The sequence below is a fragment of the Paenibacillus stellifer genome (assembly GCF_000758685.1).
In the GTDB taxonomy this organism is placed as follows: Bacteria; Bacillota; Bacilli; order Paenibacillales; family Paenibacillaceae; genus Paenibacillus_AQ; species Paenibacillus_AQ stellifer.
Genome location: NZ_CP009286.1, coordinates 2,509,506 through 2,529,621, shown reverse-complemented (window position 1 = coordinate 2,529,621; position 20,116 = coordinate 2,509,506). Strand labels below are relative to the sequence as shown.

Genomic DNA, 20,116 nt, shown 5'->3' with positions numbered 1-20,116 from the left:
ATCACCCCCGGTCCCGGTGTTGTTTGCCCCAGACAAACGCGGAGATGCAGCGGAGGGAATCAAGATTCTCTGGAATAATCTCCGAATCCAGCACCTCCACGTCGAAGTGGCTCTCGATCATGGATACCAGCTCCATAATTCCTGTTGAATCCAGAATTCCGAGTTCCAGAAACGACGAATCCGGGTCCAGATCTTCCTCGGCGTAGCCGAACAATACATGATTGAGCAAATGGCCTTTCACAGTCAGCATAATTTCATTCTGTTCTTCGGTAAGAATTGTCACCGCGAACCACCTCCGTACACTTCAATACAAACAGATACCGACACTCCGCCGCGGTTATACCCGTTAACGATGAAATGATCGCCCGGACGGATGCACACTTTCTCCCTGTCTCCGTATCCCACGTTCAGGGCGATTCTGCGATCGGGCTCATACGTATGCCGATTGACCGGCAGCCGCTCCCCGGTCAGTGCGAGAACGGAGACGATGCCAAGCAGCCCCGCCGCGGAAGAGGTTTCGCCGAAATAAGATTTTGGAGCATACACCGGGGTATCCGGTCCGCAAACTGCCTCAATGGCGGCTGCCTCCAGCCAATCCGCCGTCATAGTCCCGTTGGCGTTGGCTGCGACAAAGGACAGGCTGCCTGGACGGATTCCGCTTCGCTCAATCGCGGCTCTCATCGCCTCTTCAATTGCGCGCGCCCGGCTCCGGCCGGAAGCTGAAGTCGCCATTCCGATCCCTTTCACCACTCCGTACACCCGCTTGCCGCCGCGAAGCGCCGTTTCTTCCTTCTCCATTCGGACAAACGCCGCCGCCTCGCCCCACACCGCATGCTTGCGTTCCTGATCGAACGGTCCCCTCCAGCGCGCGGGCTCCGGTCCAGTCCCGAGGAGACCGAGACTATGAAGCTGTCCGATCAGTTCATCCGATATGCCGTCCGCCCCGCCCGCAATCACATATTCCGACTGGCCGGACTCCATGAACCGGATGCCCTGCCAGAGCGTCATCAGTCCAGACTCGGACGACCCGGCCAGATGATTCGAGACACCCTTAAGCCGAAGCTCCGTGGCAGTTATGGAATTAGGCATATTGCAGATCGAATGCATGAAATAGAGCGGGCTTGCGAACCTCGATTTCTTCAGCGTCTTGAGCTGATGCAAGTACCGGGAGGCGGAATCCAGACAGCCGAACTGGGAGGCGGTAAGAAGACCTCTTCCAGCCGCATCGGCATCGTCCTCCTCCAGTTCCAGCTCCGAATGTCCTATGGCCTGCCTTGCCGCACAGGCGCATAGCTGGCTTACCCGATCGGCATACGTCTTCAACTGAAATCCCAGCTTGTAGAAATCGAATCCCGTTGCCTTCGCGACGGGGTATGCGCTCTCCCCGCGGTGCTCAACCGCAAAGCCGGTTTTGTCCCCGCTGAAGCCGCTTCTCATCTCGCTCATATCGTTGCCCATGGACGATACTTGGCCGAGGCCCGTAATGACATACCTATGCTTCATCGCAAGGCCCGCCCTTCTCGAAGACGATACAGACATTCGTCCCGCCGAAGCCGATGGAGTTCGACATGGCGAACCGAAGGTCCATATCGACATATCCGCTCGTGCAGTAATTCAGATCACAATCCGGATCGGCATCCGTATAGTTGGCGGTTGCATGAACCCGACCGTGGACCAGCGCCAGAACCGTGATAACCGATTCTATGACCCCGGCGGCGCCCAGCGTATGCCCGATGATGGACTTGGAGGAATTAATCAGCAGCTTGCCGGCATGTCCGCCGAACACCTTCCGGATGATCCTCGTCTCTAGCTCGTCATTCAGCGGCGTGCCCGAACCGTGGGCATTGATGTACCCGACTTGGTCCGGGTCTATGCCGGACATCGCAATGGCCGACCTCATGGCCTTCTCCAGCGCGGCGCCTTCCGGATCGGGAGCGGAAATATTGTAAGCGTCGCTGCGGATTCCATAACCTGCGACAGAGGCATAGACAACCGCGCTTCTTCTCTCGGCCCATTCCCTGCTCTCCAGCACCAGAACCCCGACGCCGTCCGCCAGCTCGGTGCCGGACCGGTTCAAGGCGAACGGTTGTATCCGGTCCTTCGACAACGCGCCGATCACGCGCATGCCATTCTCGGGAATTACAGTCCGCACATCATACCCGCACACAATGACCAGCCCGGATTCGCCCGCCTCGATCAGTTGGCAGGCCAGCACTTCCGCGCTGGCACCGGAAGAGCACGCCGTGGAAGCGTTAAGCGAGACCCCATTGATCGCAAGCTCTGCCGTCAGTCTGTGAATCGCAGAATTGCACGCCCATAACAGGCTGCCGCTCCGGCCGCCCTGCTCCCATTGCCCCGTCTCGAAGAAGTTGGAGCCGAATATGAGGCTTACCCTTGACCCGCTTGCAGTCAGCGAGACTACGTCCTGCCGCGTCCATCCGGCAAGCTCCAGGGCTCCAAGCACGCAGTCACGGATGAGGTCCGCGACCCCGGATGGATTCCCGTAATCGTACTCCAGCGTGTTCCAGCCGCGTTCCGGGCCGGAGGTGCAGCCGGCTCCGGCTCTCAGAGAGGCTACATTGGCTTCCAGGGAATGGCCTGCCACCGTACACAGGTCATATCCGGTAATTACCGCTCCCGCTCCTGTCTCCATGGCTAGACCCCTACTTCTTCATCAAGGGCCCGAAGCAGATCCGAGACCACCTCATACCGGGACAGGTCCAGCGCCTCATCGTCCAGTTCAATATCCAGCTCCTGCTCGAGCTTCACTACAATTTCAATGAACGTAATGGAATTAATCCCTGCATCTCCAATCGGAGTTCCGGGTCCCAATTCATCCAACGCGATGCCGCTTGCTTCGCTGATTATAGCCATAATCTTGTCAACGTTACCGCTCATGCCTTCACACCTCCGCTAAGGACAGACACTCGTCCGGATTATTTGGGCTGGAAATTTTTAGACGCAAAATCCTCCCGCTTCTTGAATGCCCCGAAATCTCCCGTCTCGACAGTCTGTCTAATCAGCTCATACCGGTCCTTATTGAAGATTCTCTCGATGAAGGGCATTTCCCATTCGGCTCCCTGCTTGTTCTCCGCGCCATATTGATTCAGATAGGACTTGTCTTCAGGCTCGATGGAACGCAGGAACTCTTCCGTTAACGGTCCGATGTCCGGGAAGACCTGGCCGCAATAATACAGCGCGTAATAGACAGGCTTGTCCAGACCGAACTCCGTAGCGGTAGAGGTCATGTACGGCCAATCCAGTTCGCCGGCCCAATTCGCAATCATCCGGCTCAATTCGACGAATTGATACAGCTTCAGATCGTCCTGATCCTTGATGTGAAAGACCGCCGTCGTATCCCTGAATATCTCGAGACAGCAATGCAGCACCAAATCTTCCCTGGACAGGCCGGGGAACGCCGCGTCCCCGCATTGGATCATCGTTCTACGCGCAAGCAGCCTGTCCGTCAGTCCCGCATCCTTCATATTCCGATCGGGGCCAAGCCCGAAGTTCAGATCAATCTCGATGAAATCAGTTACGGGATCATCGAAGACCTTGCTGAACGGGAACGTCTGATGCGTCGTCATTTCATAGAATTTGACCGCCTCCGGCGTCGCTTCAAGGATAACACCCTTGCTGAAGCTGTACTCGCCGCTTGTATAACCCGCCAGGACAAAAGCCTCCTTGATCCGCTTGAGGTCCTTCTTCCTTACCATCAAGTCGATGTCGCCGAAATACCTTTCGCCGATGCTGCCGTACAGCCGGCTTGCATGCACAACCCCTTTGGACATGGCGAAATCGACGGATAGAGACTCGAAGATCTGCACAATCTCGGGGATAATTCTGCGGTACACCAGGGAGTTGCGGTAATGGGTCGCCAGATACTTGCATCTTAAATCTCTCGCGACAATCTTGTTGATCTCGCTCCAGCTCATGCCGTTGATCGTCTTCCTGGCGAACATGCAGTCGATCTTGTTCAGGCTCATGAACCATAAGGCATCGGCCCAATCCAGCTTGCGCAATTCGTCCTTGTCAAGCTGAACCTCGATATCCGTCCGGTCCCGGCACATTTCAAGAATCAGCCCGTATTCCGTCTTCATGGCTGCCCTCCTTGTATCGTATCCTTCATCCGCGCGCCGTCCACTCCGCCTCTGTCTCCGTCGGCGTGTACTCGAACGAACCATTCGTCTTGAACCAGTCGTAGGTCAGCCTCAAGCCGTCTTGCAGCTTCGTCTCCCTGAACCCCGGAATCTGCTTGAACTTGCCGACATCCAGGAAGAAGTGATTGTGGCGGAATGGAAAATACGCTCTTGCCCGGACCTCCGTGTTCCGCACATACTCCAGCCGGGGGACCGTTCCTGAGATTTCGCCCAGAATCCGAATGTAATCGTTGAAGGAGTAATAGGCGCTCTCGCCGATATTGTATGCGCCCTCTTCGATCCGATCGTTCCGGACAATATCCCCGACGAAATCGGCCAGGTCATGAACATAACAGAACTGAACAAGCGTCTCGCCGTCTCCCGGCACAAACACAGGCCGGTTATGTAGAAGCCGGGCCCAGATGAACTGTTCCCGCTCATTGTAATTATGGGGGCCGTATACATACGGCGGACGGATCATGAAGAGCTTCGGCAGGCTGTAAGCGGAGAGCATCTGCTCGCACTCATACTTGAGAGTGCCGTAATCTTCCCAGATCGGATCGCCGCCTCCGGGCGCTTCTTCGGCAAAGGGAAGCGGAGACAGCTCCCGGTTGTAGATAGCCGCAGAGCTGATGAACACATACTTGTCCGGCTTCTTCTTCAGCGCCCGCAGCACGCACTCGATATCCTTGGGCTCCAGAGCCGAAATATCCACGACGACATCGTATTCCTCCGTCAATCGGCTCTCAAGTCCCGCGGCGTCTCTTCTGTCGCACCGGATCGACCGGATTCCCGGCAGCGGGATTGGCCGCGTTCCCCGGTTGAGGACCGTAACCTCTCCAAGCTCCTTCAGCTTCTCCACGATCGCCAGACCGATAAAATAGGAACCGCCAAGCACCAGTATTCTCATAACATCCTCCCCAACATATCCTGAATCGCGGTCAATTGATCGGTATGATCCGCTTCCGGCTCTTTCTTGACCCGGGTGTAGAAATTATAGGTTCGTACATGCCACAGAACCCGGAAGAACACCACACCGCGCATGAACGCTTCCTTGTCCTTGCCCGTCAGCTTGCAATACGTCTCCAGCAGCAGGTCCTGCCGGTCCTCGGACAGCCAGCGGTAATGGGCCTGGTTGAAATCGGAGGCTGCCGCCCTGAAGCGCGCGGCCTCCCAGTCGATCACCCACAGCTTCCCGGCGTGGTCCAGCAGAAAGTTCCCCTGGTGAACGTCTCCGTGACACAAGCAATTGTCCTCCGGGTTGAACACAACATGCCGATCTGCATACTCGCTATATCCGGAGAGCAGAGCGGTAATGCCCGGATTCGGGCAATGGAAACGTTCCAGTTCCGTATGCAGCAAACTCTTCATGGCTCCGTCGTAATCGGCCGCCGGTCCGGCGCTTCCGACATAGCCGACGCAATCGCTCGCCACACTGTGAATATGCGCCAGCGCTTCCGCGAGCTTGACGATGACCTCCTTCCGGCTCCAGTCGATCGGGATATGGTCGATATAGTCGAATATCGCGCAGGCACCCTGCCCGTTCGGCGACGGAAGCACTTGATGCAGCCTCGGAACGTTCACCAGATGGCTTACGCTCGGGTATACCCACCGCTCCGCCGCGAATGTCTGGCTGTATTCCCCGTCGGCGATGATCCGTTTCCGGACGAACCATTTATCACGGCCCGATTCGACCCGGTACGCATGGTTTAGCGGCCCCCTGACGATGATATGCCCGGATGTGCCGATCAGATCCGCAAGCGCTTGACGGGAGCTAACTCCCATAACGCGAGACCCCGTCGTACTCGCTCTTCGTAAGCAGCACCGGCGTACAATCCACGCTCTTGATCCAGTGGAACTCCTCCCGGATCGGATTGATTACAGGCTGCTCGTACCGGCTCCCGCCAAGCGCAAGATTGCAATATATTTCCGCGAGGTTGAGGCCGGACCTAGTCAGGAAGTAGATCGAGGAATAGAACCGGCTCGCCTGGATTTCGGTCGGATACGGAACGCCGTCGAACCCCCAGGTGAAATCGACGCACATAATGCCGTGTGGTTTCTTCACGGTCGATCTTACGCATTTCATCGCCAGCTCATGCAAGTTCTCGTCCCAGAAGGTCTTCTGGTCCCCCGTGATCCCAGTTACTCCCGAAGGAGCAAGGTTCGCGTATTTCCAGTACAGCCGCTCGCGCAGTTGGCATACCTGAAGCTCTCCCTCGAGCCATACCCCGATCCAGGTTCCCGTCCTCTTGGACAGCTTCTCCGACACGATGAACTTGCCCCAGCCGTCATGATGCCGCACCCAGTTCACCGCTAGCTCGAAGCTGTCTGTAGGGAGCGAGCAGGCGCCTCCGCTTCCATAGATTCTTCTTAACCACACCTCGCGGTATTGTAAAATGAAGTCCTCCAGTACGGATTCGGAATCCACCAGCACGGTTGCCGGAACCGGAACGCCCGAAGCCTTCAGCCTGTTGTACGTGGCCCATTTATCTTCCGTGACCTCAATATCTTCCTGGGCGGGCAGGAACGTTCTGCATTTGATCCGATGCCGGTTCTTTGCGATGGTCAACAGCTCATTGCCCGTATCCGCCGCATACAGCAAGTCCACATCATGCCGTTCGATGATCCGGTTCAGAACGCTGATGTACGAAGGGTCGTCCCAGGCCGGAACCAGATACTTCTGATCCGCCGCGATCATGAAATAATCCTCCCGGCCGGACTCGACGCCGATGATGTGGAAGTCCTTCGTTTCCTGTAAAGAGCGACAGAAATTGATCCCGGTGACATCGCCCGCATTTACCACTAATACCGTCTTTTTCCGCATCATATGCCTCCGAACCCTGAATTAAATATATTCCGATACCGCCATATTCGCAGAGTCGGCCAATGACACGATCCGGTCATAGCCCGTCTTCAGTCTGGAGCTTGCCCGGTATGCCGAGAAGTCGTCGATATGCTGCTCGGGCGTGCTGTGGTGGGATACCACATTGGCCCCTGCAAGCAAGCCTTCCGCTTGCCGCTGCGCGAAGGAAGTGCCAATGGGGATCAGTACATCATCCCGCAGAACAAGCCTCAGCAACGCGATCAGATTCAGAGCGATGTCAACATCGCCCGGAGGATAGTCCCTGTAATCGGACTGCTTGTTAGGGCTGAATACGCTGACGCTCGCCATATCGGGGTCAATCTCCCTGATTAGCTTGATGTCATTCACAACATCCTCAAGAGTGGTGCCTGGCAAGCCCACAATGACACCCGTCCCGATCTTGAAGCCGATGTCCCGCAGCCTCATCAAGTGGTCGATCCGGTCTTTGAGCGACTTCCTTCCCTTGCTCCGGTAATATACTTCGGGGTTCGACGTTTCGATCTTCAGGATATACCTGGAGGCGCCGGCGTCGTACAGTTCCCTGTATTCCCGTTCCAGTCTCTCCCCCAGCACAACGGTTGTATGGATGCCCAGTTCTCCGGCGTATTGAATCATTTCGACGACCGGCCGGATCGGCTGGCTCCGGTCTTCGCCCGACACGATATGAAGCTGCTTGATGCCCATTCGGGCCATCAGGGATATCGCCTTCCTGGCATCGCTCTCCGATACGGTGTACCGGTTCAATTCACGGTTCCTGACCGTCATTCCGCAGAATGAACAGGAATTCGCACATATATTGGAATATTCCAGGCTTCCTCTGACCAGCAGCTTGTTGCCGATTGTAGAATCTCTCTTCGTTGATGCGGCCGCGAACAGTTCTTGCTGCTTGTGCAGCCTGCTGTCCAGCGCCTCGCGCATCTGCGGGTCCCGGGCTTCCGCAATGCCGGTTAACCATTTATTCACTTGCCTTACCCGCCTTCCTGGTTCAGGGAATAATCTCCGCCGTATAGGCCAGCCCTTTCTGATAGTCGATAAGCTCCTTCAATTTCTCGATCTCCTGTGCATCCAGTCCGGCAATATAGTCCGCGGAGAGCCGATAGAGCTCTTTCACGCCGTCGCAATACAGATCGTCGTCCGTCATCGCGCATCTTCCGCCGCAGAACTTGACGATATCGCATTCCAGACATCGGTTCTTGAGCGGATATGGTTTGAAATCAAAGTTATCGACCGTGCCGATTCTCTCTTTCTCCGACAGCCGGTGCGAGCTCTCCGGACAAGGGTACACATCGCCGCTGATGCTGATGTTCAGATTCTTGCTGCCCGCGCCGCAGATCAGATCGGGCTTCTCCATGCCGCCGGTCAGAATGAGATGGCACATTCCGATGAAGGGGGCGATGGTGAAATGCTTCATGTCATATAGATGCTCCTTCCAATACTGGAACAGCGTTCCGAGGTTCTCGTTGTATTTGGCGATGAACGTATCGGACAACTGGGTTCGCGTATTGTTAAGCTGCCAGTATACGGCATCGAAATGCTTGGACATCTCGGGAATATCCAGAATCTGATCCGGCGAAGAAATAGTCATTCTGGCGACAACCCCCGCATCGGAATACTGCCGCAGATACTTGATATTATCGATAACTTGATCGTAGACACCTTTGCCCCTGAACTCGTCGTGGTGCTCGCCTACCCCGTCGGTGGACAAGTGGTGGAAGGTGAACCTGCCCAGAAATTCAGGGTCCATATTCCGGAACTGGGTGCCATTGGTCACGCTGGCGTAGAGCATCTGATTCCGGTTCAGCGTCTCGTCGCTCATAATCTGTTCCATGTACCTGGAGTTTTTGAAGGGCTCCCCGCCGAGGAAGCAGACAATGAGCTTGCCGATCCGGCTGAAGCTCTGCACCAGGTCTTCAATCCGATATTCCGGCAGCTTCTCTTCCTTGTGATAGTAGCAATATGTGCATCTCAGGTTGCAATTGGCCGTGGTCTCTACGAAAATATACTTGTAATCGTCATAATCCTCTACGTGCATGTAGTTGCTCACTGTAAATCCTCCTCATAATGGGTGTATCCTTACGGGAATGCCTGATGACAGGGTTGTCCGGATCATCGCTGGCCCGTACTGTGCATGGCTCAACGCCGTTGAATCCGGTCATCGACGCACAGGAGTAGGCTCCGATATTATGAACCAGCAGCACATCTCCGATCTCAAGCTCCGGCAACAAAATATCCTCTTCGATAATGTCGAAGCTGTCGCAGGTGGGGCCCGCCAGCACGCTTTCATAGATCCGTTCCTCCCCCGATCCGAAGACCGAGACCGGATAGCTGGCATAATCGAATACCTTGCCCGAGAAGGCGCCGTACACCCCTTCATTCAGGTAGTACCACCGCTTGCCGTTCTTCACATTTTTGCCCATTACCCTCACTGCGAGAATGCCTCCGGGCCCGGACAGGAATCTTCCCGGCTCCGATACGATGTCCATCCCTTCGAACCGGGCCAGCGCTTCCCTGACGGGAGCGAAGAACTCCGTCATGTCCTCCGGCGATTCATCGGTAAATATCGGGAATCCGCCCCCGATGTCCAGCAACCGAAGATCGTGATGCCGCTGCTCGCGGATCAGCTCATGGCATACATTCAGCGCATAGACATACTTCTCGGAAGAGGTCACATTGGACCCGACATGGAAGCTTAGGCCCTTGACGGTAAGGCCGCGGCTTCCGGCAGCTTCCAGTAGGGCGGACGCCTCTTCCGGCGCGCAGCCGAACTTCTTGGAGAGGTCCATCCTGGTCGCATGGTTGCGTATGGCGATCCGGATCACCAGCTCGCATTGCCCGCGGTACGGCTCATACTTGTGAAGCTCGAAGAGATTGTCCGCCACGAAGGTCTTCACACCGCTTCGGATGCATCGTTCGATAAGCTCCGGGCTATTGATCGGATTCGTGAACAGGCAGGCCGATGTGCCGATTCCAAGCCTTTGCAGCAATGCCAACTCGCCCTCGCCCGCAATCTCGAACCCGCAGCCCAATGAATCGAGAAAGGTCAGCAGCTCGGGACAAGGCGCCGATTTGACCGCGAAGAGATTCCTCACCCCGGGAAGCATAACAGTCAGCGCCTCATACAGCGCCCCGACTTTATTCAAATCGTAGAGCAGCACCGCCCCCCGCGCGCTCCGGCTCACCCATGAGCAAATGTCACGGTACAGCTCGTCCTTCACCGAATAGTTCTGAACGTATAAGGTGTTCAACATATCTCCGACGCGGCCTCGCTGATAAGCAAACTGATGGCGTCCGCCGATTCGAGCCGATAGGAACGGGCGGCCGACATTCTGAGTATTGTCCGGTCCGTCATTTCGGCGATGCGGTCAATCTCTTCCAGGCCGATACGCGACCACCAATCCTCTTCCGGATTATGCGGAGTGAACAGGTTCTCTCTCAGAGCGACGGCGATGTGGTCAGGGTCGGTTAACGGCGTCAACCGGTCCGGACGGTCATAATGGATATAGGGGAATACCAGGCAAGCGACGGAAGCCGACGTTGCCGCTCTCCGTCCGATGAACTCCTCCAGGCGGTGAAGACCCATCCTCACTTTGCCGTCGCCGTTGCCCTTCCACAGTTCTTCGGATGAAGCGCAGCGGTACTGCTCCGGCACGATGTCAATGAAACCGCCTTCATATTTTCTCAGCGTGCCCGCCAGAACCCGGAGCGGCGACGGATGGCAGGCCATGAGCAGCCCGGATCCTACAGCTTTCACATAGGTCTTGTCCACCGAGAGGGGCACGGCTCCGTTCCGGATGCAGGCCTCGAAGAATGTTGTGGTCTTGCCTGTGCGTTTCTTCCCGATAAAAAGAAAGGCCTTGCCGCAGATGGCGACCGACGAGGCATGCAGCAGGATATAGCCCTTGGCGGCTGCTTTCTTGCTGATTACGTGCTCGAACAGATGGTACAGATCGTCGTTCGGCTTGCCGTTTGACAAATAATCGGATTTCACGAAGACCTCGTACTCGCCGCCCTTCTCGATCACGATGAAATCAGTCTTCTGGGCCTTCAGCAGGCGTCCTTCTTCTTGATACTCATACTCGATCAGACGGTAAGTGCCCTTCTCCGTCCGGCACAACGAAATGACCCATTCGTTGATTCTGGTATTGTAATTGTCTTGAAGCCGTTGAAAGAGCGTATCGTCCAAATGAATGGAGACCGTCACCTCCGGCCGGACGTTCTCCGGAAGTGCCTCGGAGACATAGGGATAGAAATAGTCGCGGACAACCCGTCCAACACCATTATTATCCGATGTTATGCGAATTGTTGTCTCGCATAGGTTATAATCCAGCACCAAGGATTCGTTCTTCACAATGCCCTCCTTACGTATAGGGGCCGGGAGGCCCGGTAGTTACAAATTTCACATATCAATCCGACAAATCAATCCGACAAAATTTTCAGTAAAAATGCATGGATATACACTGAGAGGCAGATTTGAGTTTGCCGGATCAAAGCCGATTTCATCTTGTTTCCTTCAGGGGACCAAACGGTTTCGTACCTTCAATTTTTGTTCATTGCCTCCTGCGTATGTAATGTATTATACTTCCAACAGATGATATGTCAATACATGGAATCCAAAATAAATGGACGATTCGTGCAAAGCATTGCATGAAAATAGAGCATGAAATCGCCTGAAATCACGAGAAATATGCCGAAATATGAAGATAAACTATAGTCAAATGCAAACGTATGCATTTTGTGAACGCTTTCTTACGGTTGTCTTCCTTAAGTGTGTATTTACGCTATCCATTGGCTGCAGGCGCTGCGACCGATTGAATTTCAGCGGGCCGATTTCATGCAGACTGCTCTCCCGAGCGTTCCCGCATTACTGATTTTTTGGTCGGATTCATAATCTCAACCTTGCATATCATTACATTATTCATAATATTTATTCATATATGAGGAGCGTGATTCTTTTGCGAAATATCTTGACCAAAATTAAACCGGGCAACGACGACTACCCGCTTACCCATCTCACCTGCTTCGAGAAGCCCTTCGGCATTGCCGTCGAAGGACTGGCAAGCGGCCATTCCTCCCTGTTCTACATGTATCTGAAATTGCTGACCACTCATGAATGCCTGATTACGGATTATGATCTCTATGATCTCTGCAGCGAAATACTCCCGAAGCTCGGATTTCGCCTCAACCTGTTCCGGGAGTGCGATCCCATTCTCTTGATTGAGGAGCAGATCGCCGCGGGAAGACCCGTACTCGTCCCCGGCAATCTCAGAGAACTGTACTACTCGTCCCATTTCGATGCGACTGATTGGCCGCACATGTTCCTGATTACCGGCTATGACAAGGAACATGAGCTATTCTCTGTAATCGACGGTACCCAGAAGCGGAGCAATGAGCATAACTACGAAGAGTTCGTCATTCCTTACCCTATTATAGATAAGATGTACAGGTCCTACCTGCGCAATTACGCAAGCGAAACCGGCATCGTGTCGCTGGAGAGAACGGAGCAGGCGATCGACATTCCGCGCTTTATCGAGGAAAGCCTGGATTTGTATGTTGCGCAGAGAAGCGATGCTCCTCCTGTCGAGATTGCTTTCTTCGAGGCTCTGACAAGCTCGCCTTCCCCTTCGATTGATCTGTCGACCAATTTGCTGCTGAAGCATATTAACTACAAGGAAGTGTACTACTCCGAATTGTTCGCCCTGTTGACCCGGTATTCCCGTGTCGATCCCGACGATCTCAATCGCATGAAGGACAAGGTCAACTCGCTCGCGGAGAAATGGCGGAAGGCGATTACCCGATATGCAGTCCATTTCAAGCGCGGCAAAACCGGTTCCTGGCGCGAAATCACCGTGCCGGCATTCCAGGAAGAAGCGGACATGTGCCGGATGATGCAGGAGTTGCGGGAGCGGCTCTCGCATCATGCGGCCTGCTGGATAGAGGAACGGGGTTCATTGTGGATCTACGAGAATAACCGCGACAAGCTGATTGCCGGACATGGAACCCGGCTGCTGTTCCATTTCGCAAATTCGAAGCTGTACAATTCCTGGATCAACGACGAATCACCCAAGGCGCTGCTGAATCAGGACCTGAAGGGCCGCAATTGGCTGTTCTCCTGCGAGGTCTGCGCCGATGCGACCGAGCCGGAGACCGAGTATCACGGCGGCATTGTGCTTCGAAGCACGACGGGAGAGCTGTTCTTCTGGGGAATCTACAGAGGCGAGTCCTTGGTGCTGCAAAAAATCGGGGACGATCATATTCCAAGCACCGTGCTCCTATCGGCCAAACGTTTCATTCTGGAGCTTGAGCATGCGGGCGGACTGTATATGTTCCGTTACGGATACAGCCGGGACGAAGTGAAGGAGGTGTACCGGACAACCGCGCTGAAGCCGGTCGATCAGCTTGGCGTAGGCTGCAAAACATGGGGAACCTACAAGCCCCTGACGCTCACCTTCTCTGACGTCGGCGTCCGGTTACAGCCCTCATAACCGCAGCCGGACTGCACAGAGAGCGGCTTGTGGATTGGAGGTTGTGTTACTAGGGCATGTCTGAAAACTGAAGAATCATTTGGTATGATGTGAGAAAAGCGAATGGAGCAACGAGCATGATTCAAAGACGGTATCGCACGATGTTTAATACCTTTCTTTGGATTTCCCGAAGTGGCGCGGCATGGCGAGATTTGCCGGAAGAACGTTATGGTTCATGGAAAACGGCCTATAGTCGCTTCTGCAAATGGAGAGATTCCGGACTACTTATCGCGATCTTCCAAGCCCTTCACATCGAACCGGATTTTGAAAACTTGAGCATTGATTCTACATCGGTCAAAGCCCACCAACACAGTGCGGGTGCAAAAAAACGCAGATGGACACGAAGTAAATCAACACATCGGCGTCAGTCGTGGCGGCAAGACAACCAAACTTCATACGGTAGTCGATGGATTAGGAAACCCTCTGGCTTTTCTTCTGACGGGTGGCCAAGTTCATGATTCCGTTCCAGCGATCGAATTGCTCCAGGAACCGGATATTACAGGAAGCCATATTCTTGGCAATAAAGCCTATGGCTCAGAAGCCATTCGGAACTGGATTACGACTAAACAGGCCACTTACACCATTCCGCCTAAAGCGAATAGTCAGCATCCATGGAAAGTCGATTGGTATCGGTATAAAGAACACCTCTTGGTTGAGTGCTTTTTCAAATAAAATCAAACACTTTCACCGTGTGGTGACTCGTTACGACAAGTTGGCTAAGTCATTCCTGGTGTTTACATACATAGCTGCCATTTTCAAATTGACCAATGATGAGTTTTCAGACACGCGCTAATTTTTTCTGGAAGTATTTACTCATAAGAACGCACTCAAAATTACATATTTGCTCATTTTTGTTTAGACAATCCTTGTTTCTATTTATTATGATGATTTGGAAAAACTTTATAAGGAGTCTGATATTTATGAGAATTGCATCAAAGAAGAAACTAGGCATTCTCGCGGTTATTACGGCCTTACTTCTGGTAGTAATCTTCCGTTTTTCATCTTTATCCTATGCTTATCCAGGCGGACTTGTTGATGGGAAGACTGCAACTTTAAGCGCCAGCCTTTGGGGAGAGGGCGAAACCACTCTTTTAACTACAGATAACGATAAAGAAACGGGCGTTACACTCAATAATCAAAATCTAACCATTGATTTAGGTGATAGCTACACAATTAAGTCACGCATTTTGAATGCCTCTGGTTCATTTGGTCCAACTCCTCAAGCTGAAAGCCGGGGAATTCTTACTATCACCATGACAACCGGCTTAGAAAAGGAATTCGACCTGTCGATGGACGAAGTAAACAGCTTTATTTCCTGGTATGAAGCAAAAAGAAGCCAGCACCGGCCCTGCTTCCTATGCTATCGATAAGCACGATAACAACAAAGGCCCTTTTATCAGTCGTAAGGATTATGTGATTTTCAAGAACATTCTCTCGTTTGAAGTAAATGAGTACGCTGCTAAGGACTGAAGCAGACATATATATGGCATAGGATATGAGTTCATTCCCCCTTGTCATCGATCGAAGGAGCCTTGAGCAATCAAGGCTTCTTCATTTTCTCAGAAATCTGTAAGATAACCTCGTGGCACGACTCCCGATACATCAGACACAATATGTTTTTTCTAGCCCCGCCCAAACCCATAATCCCGCTCAACCTTGCATACCCTCGTCTTGTATCGGAGATACCATTCGGACATGCCTTTTTGCTGAGCTATCATATGCCGTTCGTTCTGCTTCCAATTATGTATCGCTTCGAGCGATTCCCAGTAGGATACGGTAATTCCCACGCCTTCCCTGGCGCTTTCCACACCTAGAAACCCGGGTTGGGCCGCCGCAAGCCTAACCATTTCCTCTGCCATTTCGCCATATCCGTTATCTCCATCGCTTCGCTCCGACGTAAAAATGACAGCGTAATAAGGCGGCTCCGGAGTATTTGCTATTTCGCTCATATGTCCCCTCCCATAATCTCATGTTGCTTACATTTAGTATAATCCATAAATGAAATTGATCAATCAATGGTCAATAATCAGGGCAATGCAAGTCCCTGTTATACCCGCTTCTCCTTCTCTTTCTACATCAGCTGGCTGTCAGAGCATGGCGTTCTTCTCTCCCTGCATCAACCACCAACCGGGCTGCCGCCCTGCCCATTCATTAGGCATCTGCATAGAATGCCCTATACTCGTTAGGGAGGTAGCTATACGATGAATAGTTCAATGCAACCCATGTCTCATATGCCCCACCCCGTTGTTGTCTATCCGGTTGATCCTTATGTCGTAGAAGCTCTAAAATGTCTGATCGGTAAACCGGTTGTCCTGGAAACATCTCGTGGGAGGATCAACGGTTGTATTATCGAGGTCAAGCCGGACCATGTTGTACTGGAGACGAATGGCAGACGATTCTTCGTGCGCATCAGCGAGATCGTCTGGTTCATGCCTATATAGCTCCGGTCAATCGCACGGCTTCTTATTTTCCCACTCATTTCCAAAATTTACCTCATTCTATGCCACAAAGCTGACGCCCGATCGGACGCCAGCTTTGTGGCCGAATTCTCTCCGTCTGCGCATCGCAAGCGGCTTTTCAGCATTACCGGATAGACCATCTCGTGTAAAAGTTATAAAAAGGAACCGGTGTGCTCTGAGACAGCAGTCTTCGTTCTGCCATCTGCTCCTCAAGCGTCCTTCAGTGCTTGCACGCATCTGGTTCCTTCCTTAGTCCCGGTTCCTCCAATTTGTAACGGCTGATGCCTTGCACAAACCTATCGGGAATCCGGGATATCCGGATATCTTCGTGTATAATGGGTAATACCAAACCTGTTTATTCTAAGTCCGGATAAAGGAGCCAAGGCATGTCAAACCGTAAATGGCCGTTCGCCGTCATCCCCCTCTTTTTGTTATTCGCCTGGCTGCTTGTCCGGTTCACGCTCTCCTTTCTCCATATTCATCAGCTTGTCGGGCCGCTGGAGGCGGTTGAGCCGATAGACGGTAGTCTCGGTAAAAAGATCGTGCTCATCTCACAGGAACGCGGCAACTATTTCTGGCAGGCTATCGGACAAGGCGCACGCGAAGCCGCCGACAAATATGGCTTGCGTCTCGACTATACCGGACCGGACCGCATCAATCCGTCCGAGCAGATCAAGCTGCTCGATAAGGCAATCTCAGCCAAGGCCGACGCCATCGTGATTCAGGGCATCAACAACCCGGAGTATCGCGCGTTGATTGATAAGGCCGCCAGTCTCGGCATTCCCGTTGTCACGGTCGACACAGACGAGCCCGGCTCCAAGCGGCTGGCCTATGTGGGTACGGACAACGAAGGCGCTGGCCGCCAAATGGGCGAGCTTGTGGCGCATGCCGCCGGAGGGCAAGGCGATATTGGAGTCCTGATCAGCAGTGAGCAGGTCGAGAATCAGCGGCTGAGACTGGCCGGATTCCGTTCTGTCATCGGGCATTATCCAGGACTTCATATCGTGGAGATCCGATCCTCCAACATCTCGCGGCTTCAAGCCGTACAGCAGGCTCAGACCATACTGAATCAAAGTCCGGGTATCCGGTTCATGGTCGGGTTTAGCGCCTTGGACGGTCCGGGTATACTTGAAGCTGCTCAGCGGGTTGGCACAAGCGGCCTGCATATTTTCGCTTTTGACGATATGGAGGAGACGGTGGCAGCGATTCGCCAGTCGGAGATTGAATCGGCCATCGTGCAGCAGCCCGTGGAAATGGGTGCGCAGGCCATTGAGCGGCTGCACGATTACTTCAGCGGAAGCACTCCGCCAAGTATGACCTATACGAGAACCTACATAATCGGCAAAGGGTCAACGGGTCAGAATGACGGAGGCGAAACGCCATGACAATACGGGCCAAGCTGTTGATCTTTATCCCTCTTCTTGTCGTGTTCGCCAATACCGTTGCTTTCTTCGTATTCCAGAGCGGAAAGGTTGTACAGCGAAGCTACGATGAAATGCTGGGACGGATTCTTCTGATTGAGCAGAATACTGAATCCGCAGACACCAATTTAAAGCTCCTCTATGCCTTTCTGCTTGATCCGAGAACAGACCAGGCCGAGATGAATTCGGCGGGCGCACAACTGGAGCGGCTGAGCGGCGAAATCCGTCAGGAAGGCAATCAGAGAGATGCTTCCTTCACACTGGAGGATTACGTTAATCTGACAGCTACTTTTCTTGAACAGAAGCAGGCTGCTATTCAGGCGTCCGCTTCCGAACAGCCTCAGATCGCCTTTAATCATTATGTGGAAGCCGAGAATACAGCCGGTTATATCCGGGAGGAAGGGCAGCGGCTGGTTGATGCGGAGCTGGCTTTTTACCGTCCGATCATCAATAATATCCGGGAGGAGAACGAGCGGATGAACCGGCTCGGCGCGGCGTTGTTCGGAATGAACGCGCTGATGGGCCTGCTGTTTGCGGTCTGGGCTTCGCGCAGTATAACGGGACCTGTCGGCAGACTGGTACGTCTGGCCAATCAAATCGCGACCGGCAATCTGGACATCGCTCTCCAGCCAAGAAGAGACGACGAGCTCGGCATCCTGTCAAGCGCAATTTACCAAATGTCGTCAGACCTCAGCGTGCTCATTGAACGTGATAAAAAGAGTCTGGAAATGCAGCGTCTTGTGAAAGAGCTGGAGCTTCAGGCCCTCCAGAGCCAGATTAACCCTCATTTTTTATTCAACACCCTGAATGTTCTCTCCAGATTGGCACTGCTGGAAGGGGCCGACAAGACGAGCGATTTGATCATCTCCATGTCGAATTTGCTAAGATACAGCCTGCAGAGACTGGACACTCCGGTTACGCTGCAGGAAGAAATCACCCATATCAAGGAATACGCCGCCATTCAGCAGGCGCGCTTTCGGGAACGCATCCGTTTTGAACTCGACGCTGATCCAGCCGTGCTTCAAGTGGAAATTCCGGCGCTGACGCTTCAGCCTCTTGTCGAGAACGCTTACCACCACGGAGTTTCCAATATGGAGAGCGGTGCCGTCATCAGTCTGAAGGTGTTGAAAGCAGAAGCCGGGGTACTGATCGAGATTTCGGACAACGGGACCGGAATACCGGAGGAGACCCTGCAGGCTATTATGCGGCTTGAAGCAAGCAGCGATAGCGGCAAGTCCACCGGGCTTGGCACACGCAATGTTCTGAAGCGGCTTCAGCTGTTCTACGGGGAGGATGACCTGGTCCAAATCCGCAGCGGGCTTGGCCAAGGAACAACCATAACCATTAGAATTCCTGCCAAAAAAGGAGATGAACAGATACATGTACAGACTGCTGATCGCGGATGACGAGCCACTGGAAAGAGAAGGCCTGGAATTGACCGTGGAGCGGTCCATGCCGGGCATATTCCGCTTCATCCATGCCGGGAATGGACGTACAGCAATCGAATGCGCAGAAGAGCATCGTCCTCATATTGTGTTTCTGGACATCAATATGCCCGGAATCGGCGGACTTGAAGCGCTGCGTGAGCTGCGGGAGCGGCTGCCGGACACCCGGTTCGTGCTTGTGACAGCGTACGATTATTTTGCCTATGCCCAGGAGGCACTCTCTTTGGGGGTAAAAGAATATATCCTGAAGCCCGCGAAGCGCGATCAAATTGTCGGAACGCTGAAAAGGTTGATCTCGGAGATCGAGCGCGAGAAGCAGCAGCGCACAGAGGAATTGGAGCTTCGCCACAAAGTATCCCAACTGCTGCCTCTCGTTGAAAATGAGCTGGCGCTCATCCTGATGGTTGATCAGACGGCGGACTCCACCGCCTCCCAGTTATCGGAGTGGCTGGATTTCCCGCTAGATCAGGGGAATGCGATTGTAGTCGCCTTCGATGGACATCTCTCCGCGCAGGATAAGAAGAGAATTTATGATCGTTACCGCAGCTTTGTCAAAATCCATAGTCCTGCCACTATTGTAAGCTCCTTGATCGACCACCATCTCGCCATTTTTGCAAGGAAGCCTCTATCCACCCGCGAGAATGACTGGCGGGAAGAGAACAAGGAGCTTGCCCGGCAGCTCTCCGAGCTTGCTGTCCAGCAGATGGAGATTCAGGCTTTCGTCGGAATCGGTTCTCTGAGAAAGGGGGAAGACGGATTTCGCGAATCGTATTTCGAAGCGGTGTTTGCCTCAACTCTGCCGGAGCCCGGCAGCGCCTATTGTTTCTTTGACGAGTTGAAGCGAACACAGCACGACATTGGAAAATCAAAGGCCAGCCAGGAGCAGCCTTACGTCATTTCGGCTCTTAACCGGATTCGCGAGCAGCGCGAGGAACAGACGATGACTGTGCTGGGCAGAGCCAAAAAGTATATCGAAGAGCGTTACACGGATGATCTTTCGCTGGAGGAGGTCGCTGATTATGTCCATTTGAATCCCCATTACTTCAGCAAAATATTCAAGCAGGAATACGGGGAAACGTTCATTGATTTCGTAACCCGTCTGAGGATCGGCAAGGCGATCTCGCTAATAAGCGAAGGTCGTTTGACCCTGAAGGAGGTCAGCTTCGAAGCGGGTTACAAAGACCCAAATTATTTCAGCCGGGTCTTCAAAAAAATCACCGGTGTCTCGCCCACCGAGTTCAAGGTTCAGAACCAATAGCATGCACTAG

The 20,116-nt window shown here is 53.4% G+C and carries 19 protein-coding genes and 2 pseudogenes; 8 read left to right on the top strand and 13 right to left on the bottom strand.

All coding sequences use genetic code 11. From position 1 onward, the window contains the following. Position 1 precedes the first annotated feature (1 nt). From PSTEL_RS11460 to PSTEL_RS11405, 12 genes are read right to left on the bottom strand one after another with little or no spacing between them, the layout of a single operon-like run. Positions 2-283, bottom strand: a complete 282-nt coding sequence (locus tag PSTEL_RS11460; RefSeq protein WP_052098382.1) for an acyl carrier protein — start codon at positions 281-283, stop codon at positions 2-4. Further along, positions 280-1,503 (bottom strand): beta-ketoacyl synthase N-terminal-like domain-containing protein, encoded by a 1,224-nt coding sequence (locus PSTEL_RS11455; RefSeq protein ID WP_038695421.1) that lies wholly within the window; start codon positions 1,501-1,503, stop codon positions 280-282. The genes PSTEL_RS11460 and PSTEL_RS11455 overlap by 4 nt, the downstream gene beginning before the upstream one ends. Further along, positions 1,493-2,653, bottom strand: a complete 1,161-nt coding sequence (locus PSTEL_RS11450) for a beta-ketoacyl-[acyl-carrier-protein] synthase family protein (RefSeq protein WP_052098381.1) — start codon at positions 2,651-2,653, stop codon at positions 1,493-1,495. The genes PSTEL_RS11455 and PSTEL_RS11450 overlap by 11 nt, the downstream gene beginning before the upstream one ends. Before the next feature lie 2 nt (positions 2,654-2,655). Further along, the gene (locus PSTEL_RS11445) at positions 2,656-2,898 is read right to left on the bottom strand and encodes an acyl carrier protein (RefSeq protein ID WP_038695419.1); all 243 of its coding nucleotides are present in this window, start codon (positions 2,896-2,898) and stop codon (positions 2,656-2,658) included. A 38-nt stretch (positions 2,899-2,936) separates the two neighbouring features. Beyond that, complete coding sequence (locus PSTEL_RS11440) at positions 2,937-4,100, bottom strand: nucleotidyltransferase family protein (protein WP_038695417.1); 1,164 nt, start codon at positions 4,098-4,100, stop codon at positions 2,937-2,939. 25 nt (positions 4,101-4,125) lie between these two features. After that, complete coding sequence (locus PSTEL_RS11435; RefSeq protein ID WP_038695415.1) at positions 4,126-5,049, bottom strand: NAD-dependent epimerase/dehydratase family protein; 924 nt, start codon at positions 5,047-5,049, stop codon at positions 4,126-4,128. Further along, complete coding sequence (locus PSTEL_RS11430; RefSeq protein WP_038695414.1) at positions 5,046-5,924, bottom strand: aminoglycoside phosphotransferase family protein; 879 nt, start codon at positions 5,922-5,924, stop codon at positions 5,046-5,048. Before PSTEL_RS11430 ends, PSTEL_RS11435 begins: the two co-directional genes overlap by 4 nt. Further along, positions 5,914-6,966: an ATP-grasp domain-containing protein gene (locus PSTEL_RS11425; RefSeq protein ID WP_156995854.1), complete on the bottom strand. Its 1,053-nt coding sequence runs from the start codon at positions 6,964-6,966 to the stop codon at positions 5,914-5,916. Before PSTEL_RS11425 ends, PSTEL_RS11430 begins: the two co-directional genes overlap by 11 nt. A gap of 18 nt (positions 6,967-6,984) precedes the next feature. After that, positions 6,985-7,965, bottom strand: coding sequence for a biotin synthase BioB (locus tag PSTEL_RS11420; RefSeq protein ID WP_038695410.1), 981 nt, complete (start codon positions 7,963-7,965; stop codon positions 6,985-6,987). 22 nt (positions 7,966-7,987) lie between these two features. Next, positions 7,988-9,046: a radical SAM/SPASM domain-containing protein gene (locus PSTEL_RS11415; protein ID WP_038695408.1), complete on the bottom strand. Its 1,059-nt coding sequence runs from the start codon at positions 9,044-9,046 to the stop codon at positions 7,988-7,990. Further along, positions 9,015-10,250, bottom strand: coding sequence for a type III PLP-dependent enzyme (locus tag PSTEL_RS11410; RefSeq protein ID WP_052098380.1), 1,236 nt, complete (start codon positions 10,248-10,250; stop codon positions 9,015-9,017). The genes PSTEL_RS11415 and PSTEL_RS11410 overlap by 32 nt, the downstream gene beginning before the upstream one ends. Continuing rightward, positions 10,244-11,350 (bottom strand): hypothetical protein, encoded by a 1,107-nt coding sequence (locus PSTEL_RS11405; RefSeq protein ID WP_038695406.1) that lies wholly within the window; start codon positions 11,348-11,350, stop codon positions 10,244-10,246. The genes PSTEL_RS11410 and PSTEL_RS11405 overlap by 7 nt, the downstream gene beginning before the upstream one ends. A gap of 616 nt (positions 11,351-11,966) precedes the next feature. Between PSTEL_RS11405 and PSTEL_RS11400 the strand changes: the two genes are divergently transcribed. The 4 genes and pseudogenes from PSTEL_RS11400 to PSTEL_RS26945 all read left to right on the top strand — a co-directional run. Beyond that, entirely contained in the window at positions 11,967-13,484 is a 1,518-nt protein-coding gene (locus PSTEL_RS11400) for a cysteine peptidase family C39 domain-containing protein (RefSeq protein WP_156995853.1), read from the top strand. A gap of 116 nt (positions 13,485-13,600) precedes the next feature. Then, positions 13,601-13,747: pseudogene (locus PSTEL_RS28720) on the top strand (transposase); the annotation flags it as partial. An 88-nt stretch (positions 13,748-13,835) separates the two neighbouring features. Then, positions 13,836-14,195, top strand: a complete 360-nt coding sequence (locus PSTEL_RS28430) for a transposase (RefSeq protein ID WP_245625137.1) — start codon at positions 13,836-13,838, stop codon at positions 14,193-14,195. Between the two features lie 560 nt (positions 14,196-14,755). Further along, positions 14,756-14,993, top strand: a pseudogene (locus tag PSTEL_RS26945) (ran-binding protein 10); the annotation flags it as partial. A gap of 152 nt (positions 14,994-15,145) precedes the next feature. Here PSTEL_RS26945 and PSTEL_RS11385 read toward each other — a convergent pair. Then, positions 15,146-15,472, bottom strand: coding sequence for an antibiotic biosynthesis monooxygenase family protein (locus PSTEL_RS11385; protein ID WP_038695402.1), 327 nt, complete (start codon positions 15,470-15,472; stop codon positions 15,146-15,148). A gap of 273 nt (positions 15,473-15,745) precedes the next feature. On the opposite strand from PSTEL_RS11385, the gene PSTEL_RS11380 reads away from it, so the two are divergent. From PSTEL_RS11380 to PSTEL_RS11365, 4 genes are all read left to right on the top strand, one after another. Continuing rightward, on the top strand, positions 15,746-15,964 hold the full coding sequence (locus PSTEL_RS11380; protein ID WP_245625136.1) for a DUF2642 domain-containing protein: 219 nt from the start codon (positions 15,746-15,748) through the stop codon (positions 15,962-15,964). 404 nt (positions 15,965-16,368) lie between these two features. After that, the gene (locus tag PSTEL_RS11375; protein ID WP_038695398.1) at positions 16,369-17,367 is read left to right on the top strand and encodes a substrate-binding domain-containing protein; all 999 of its coding nucleotides are present in this window, start codon (positions 16,369-16,371) and stop codon (positions 17,365-17,367) included. Next, on the top strand, positions 17,364-18,809 hold the full coding sequence (locus PSTEL_RS11370) for a sensor histidine kinase (protein ID WP_038695396.1): 1,446 nt from the start codon (positions 17,364-17,366) through the stop codon (positions 18,807-18,809). Before PSTEL_RS11375 ends, PSTEL_RS11370 begins: the two co-directional genes overlap by 4 nt. Then, positions 18,784-20,106, top strand: a complete 1,323-nt coding sequence (locus tag PSTEL_RS11365) for an AraC family transcriptional regulator (protein ID WP_038695394.1) — start codon at positions 18,784-18,786, stop codon at positions 20,104-20,106. Before PSTEL_RS11370 ends, PSTEL_RS11365 begins: the two co-directional genes overlap by 26 nt. The last annotated feature ends 10 nt before the right edge of the window (positions 20,107-20,116 follow it).

Bases quoted from the DNA above. Each gene is read 5' to 3' on its own strand.
- PSTEL_RS11455 (WP_038695421.1), bottom strand. From the start codon at position 1,503: ATGAAGCATAGGTATGTCATTACGGGCCTCGGCCAAGTATCGTCCATG.
- PSTEL_RS11450 (WP_052098381.1), bottom strand. From the start codon at position 2,653: ATGGAGACAGGAGCGGGAGCGGTAATTACCGGATATGACCTGTGTACG.
- PSTEL_RS11445 (WP_038695419.1), bottom strand. From the start codon at position 2,898: ATGAGCGGTAACGTTGACAAGATTATGGCTATAATCAGCGAAGCAAGC.
- PSTEL_RS11440 (WP_038695417.1), bottom strand. From the start codon at position 4,100: ATGAAGACGGAATACGGGCTGATTCTTGAAATGTGCCGGGACCGGACG.
- PSTEL_RS11435 (WP_038695415.1), bottom strand. From the start codon at position 5,049: ATGAGAATACTGGTGCTTGGCGGTTCCTATTTTATCGGTCTGGCGATC.
- PSTEL_RS11430 (WP_038695414.1), bottom strand. From the start codon at position 5,924: ATGGGAGTTAGCTCCCGTCAAGCGCTTGCGGATCTGATCGGCACATCC.
- PSTEL_RS11425 (WP_156995854.1), bottom strand. From the start codon at position 6,966: ATGATGCGGAAAAAGACGGTATTAGTGGTAAATGCGGGCGATGTCACC.
- PSTEL_RS11410 (WP_052098380.1), bottom strand. From the start codon at position 10,250: ATGTTGAACACCTTATACGTTCAGAACTATTCGGTGAAGGACGAGCTG.
- PSTEL_RS11385 (WP_038695402.1), bottom strand. From the start codon at position 15,472: ATGAGCGAAATAGCAAATACTCCGGAGCCGCCTTATTACGCTGTCATT.
- PSTEL_RS11380 (WP_245625136.1), top strand. From the start codon at position 15,746: ATGTCTCATATGCCCCACCCCGTTGTTGTCTATCCGGTTGATCCTTAT.
- PSTEL_RS11375 (WP_038695398.1), top strand. From the start codon at position 16,369: ATGTCAAACCGTAAATGGCCGTTCGCCGTCATCCCCCTCTTTTTGTTA.
- PSTEL_RS11370 (WP_038695396.1), top strand. From the start codon at position 17,364: ATGACAATACGGGCCAAGCTGTTGATCTTTATCCCTCTTCTTGTCGTG.
- PSTEL_RS11365 (WP_038695394.1), top strand. From the start codon at position 18,784: ATGTACAGACTGCTGATCGCGGATGACGAGCCACTGGAAAGAGAAGGC.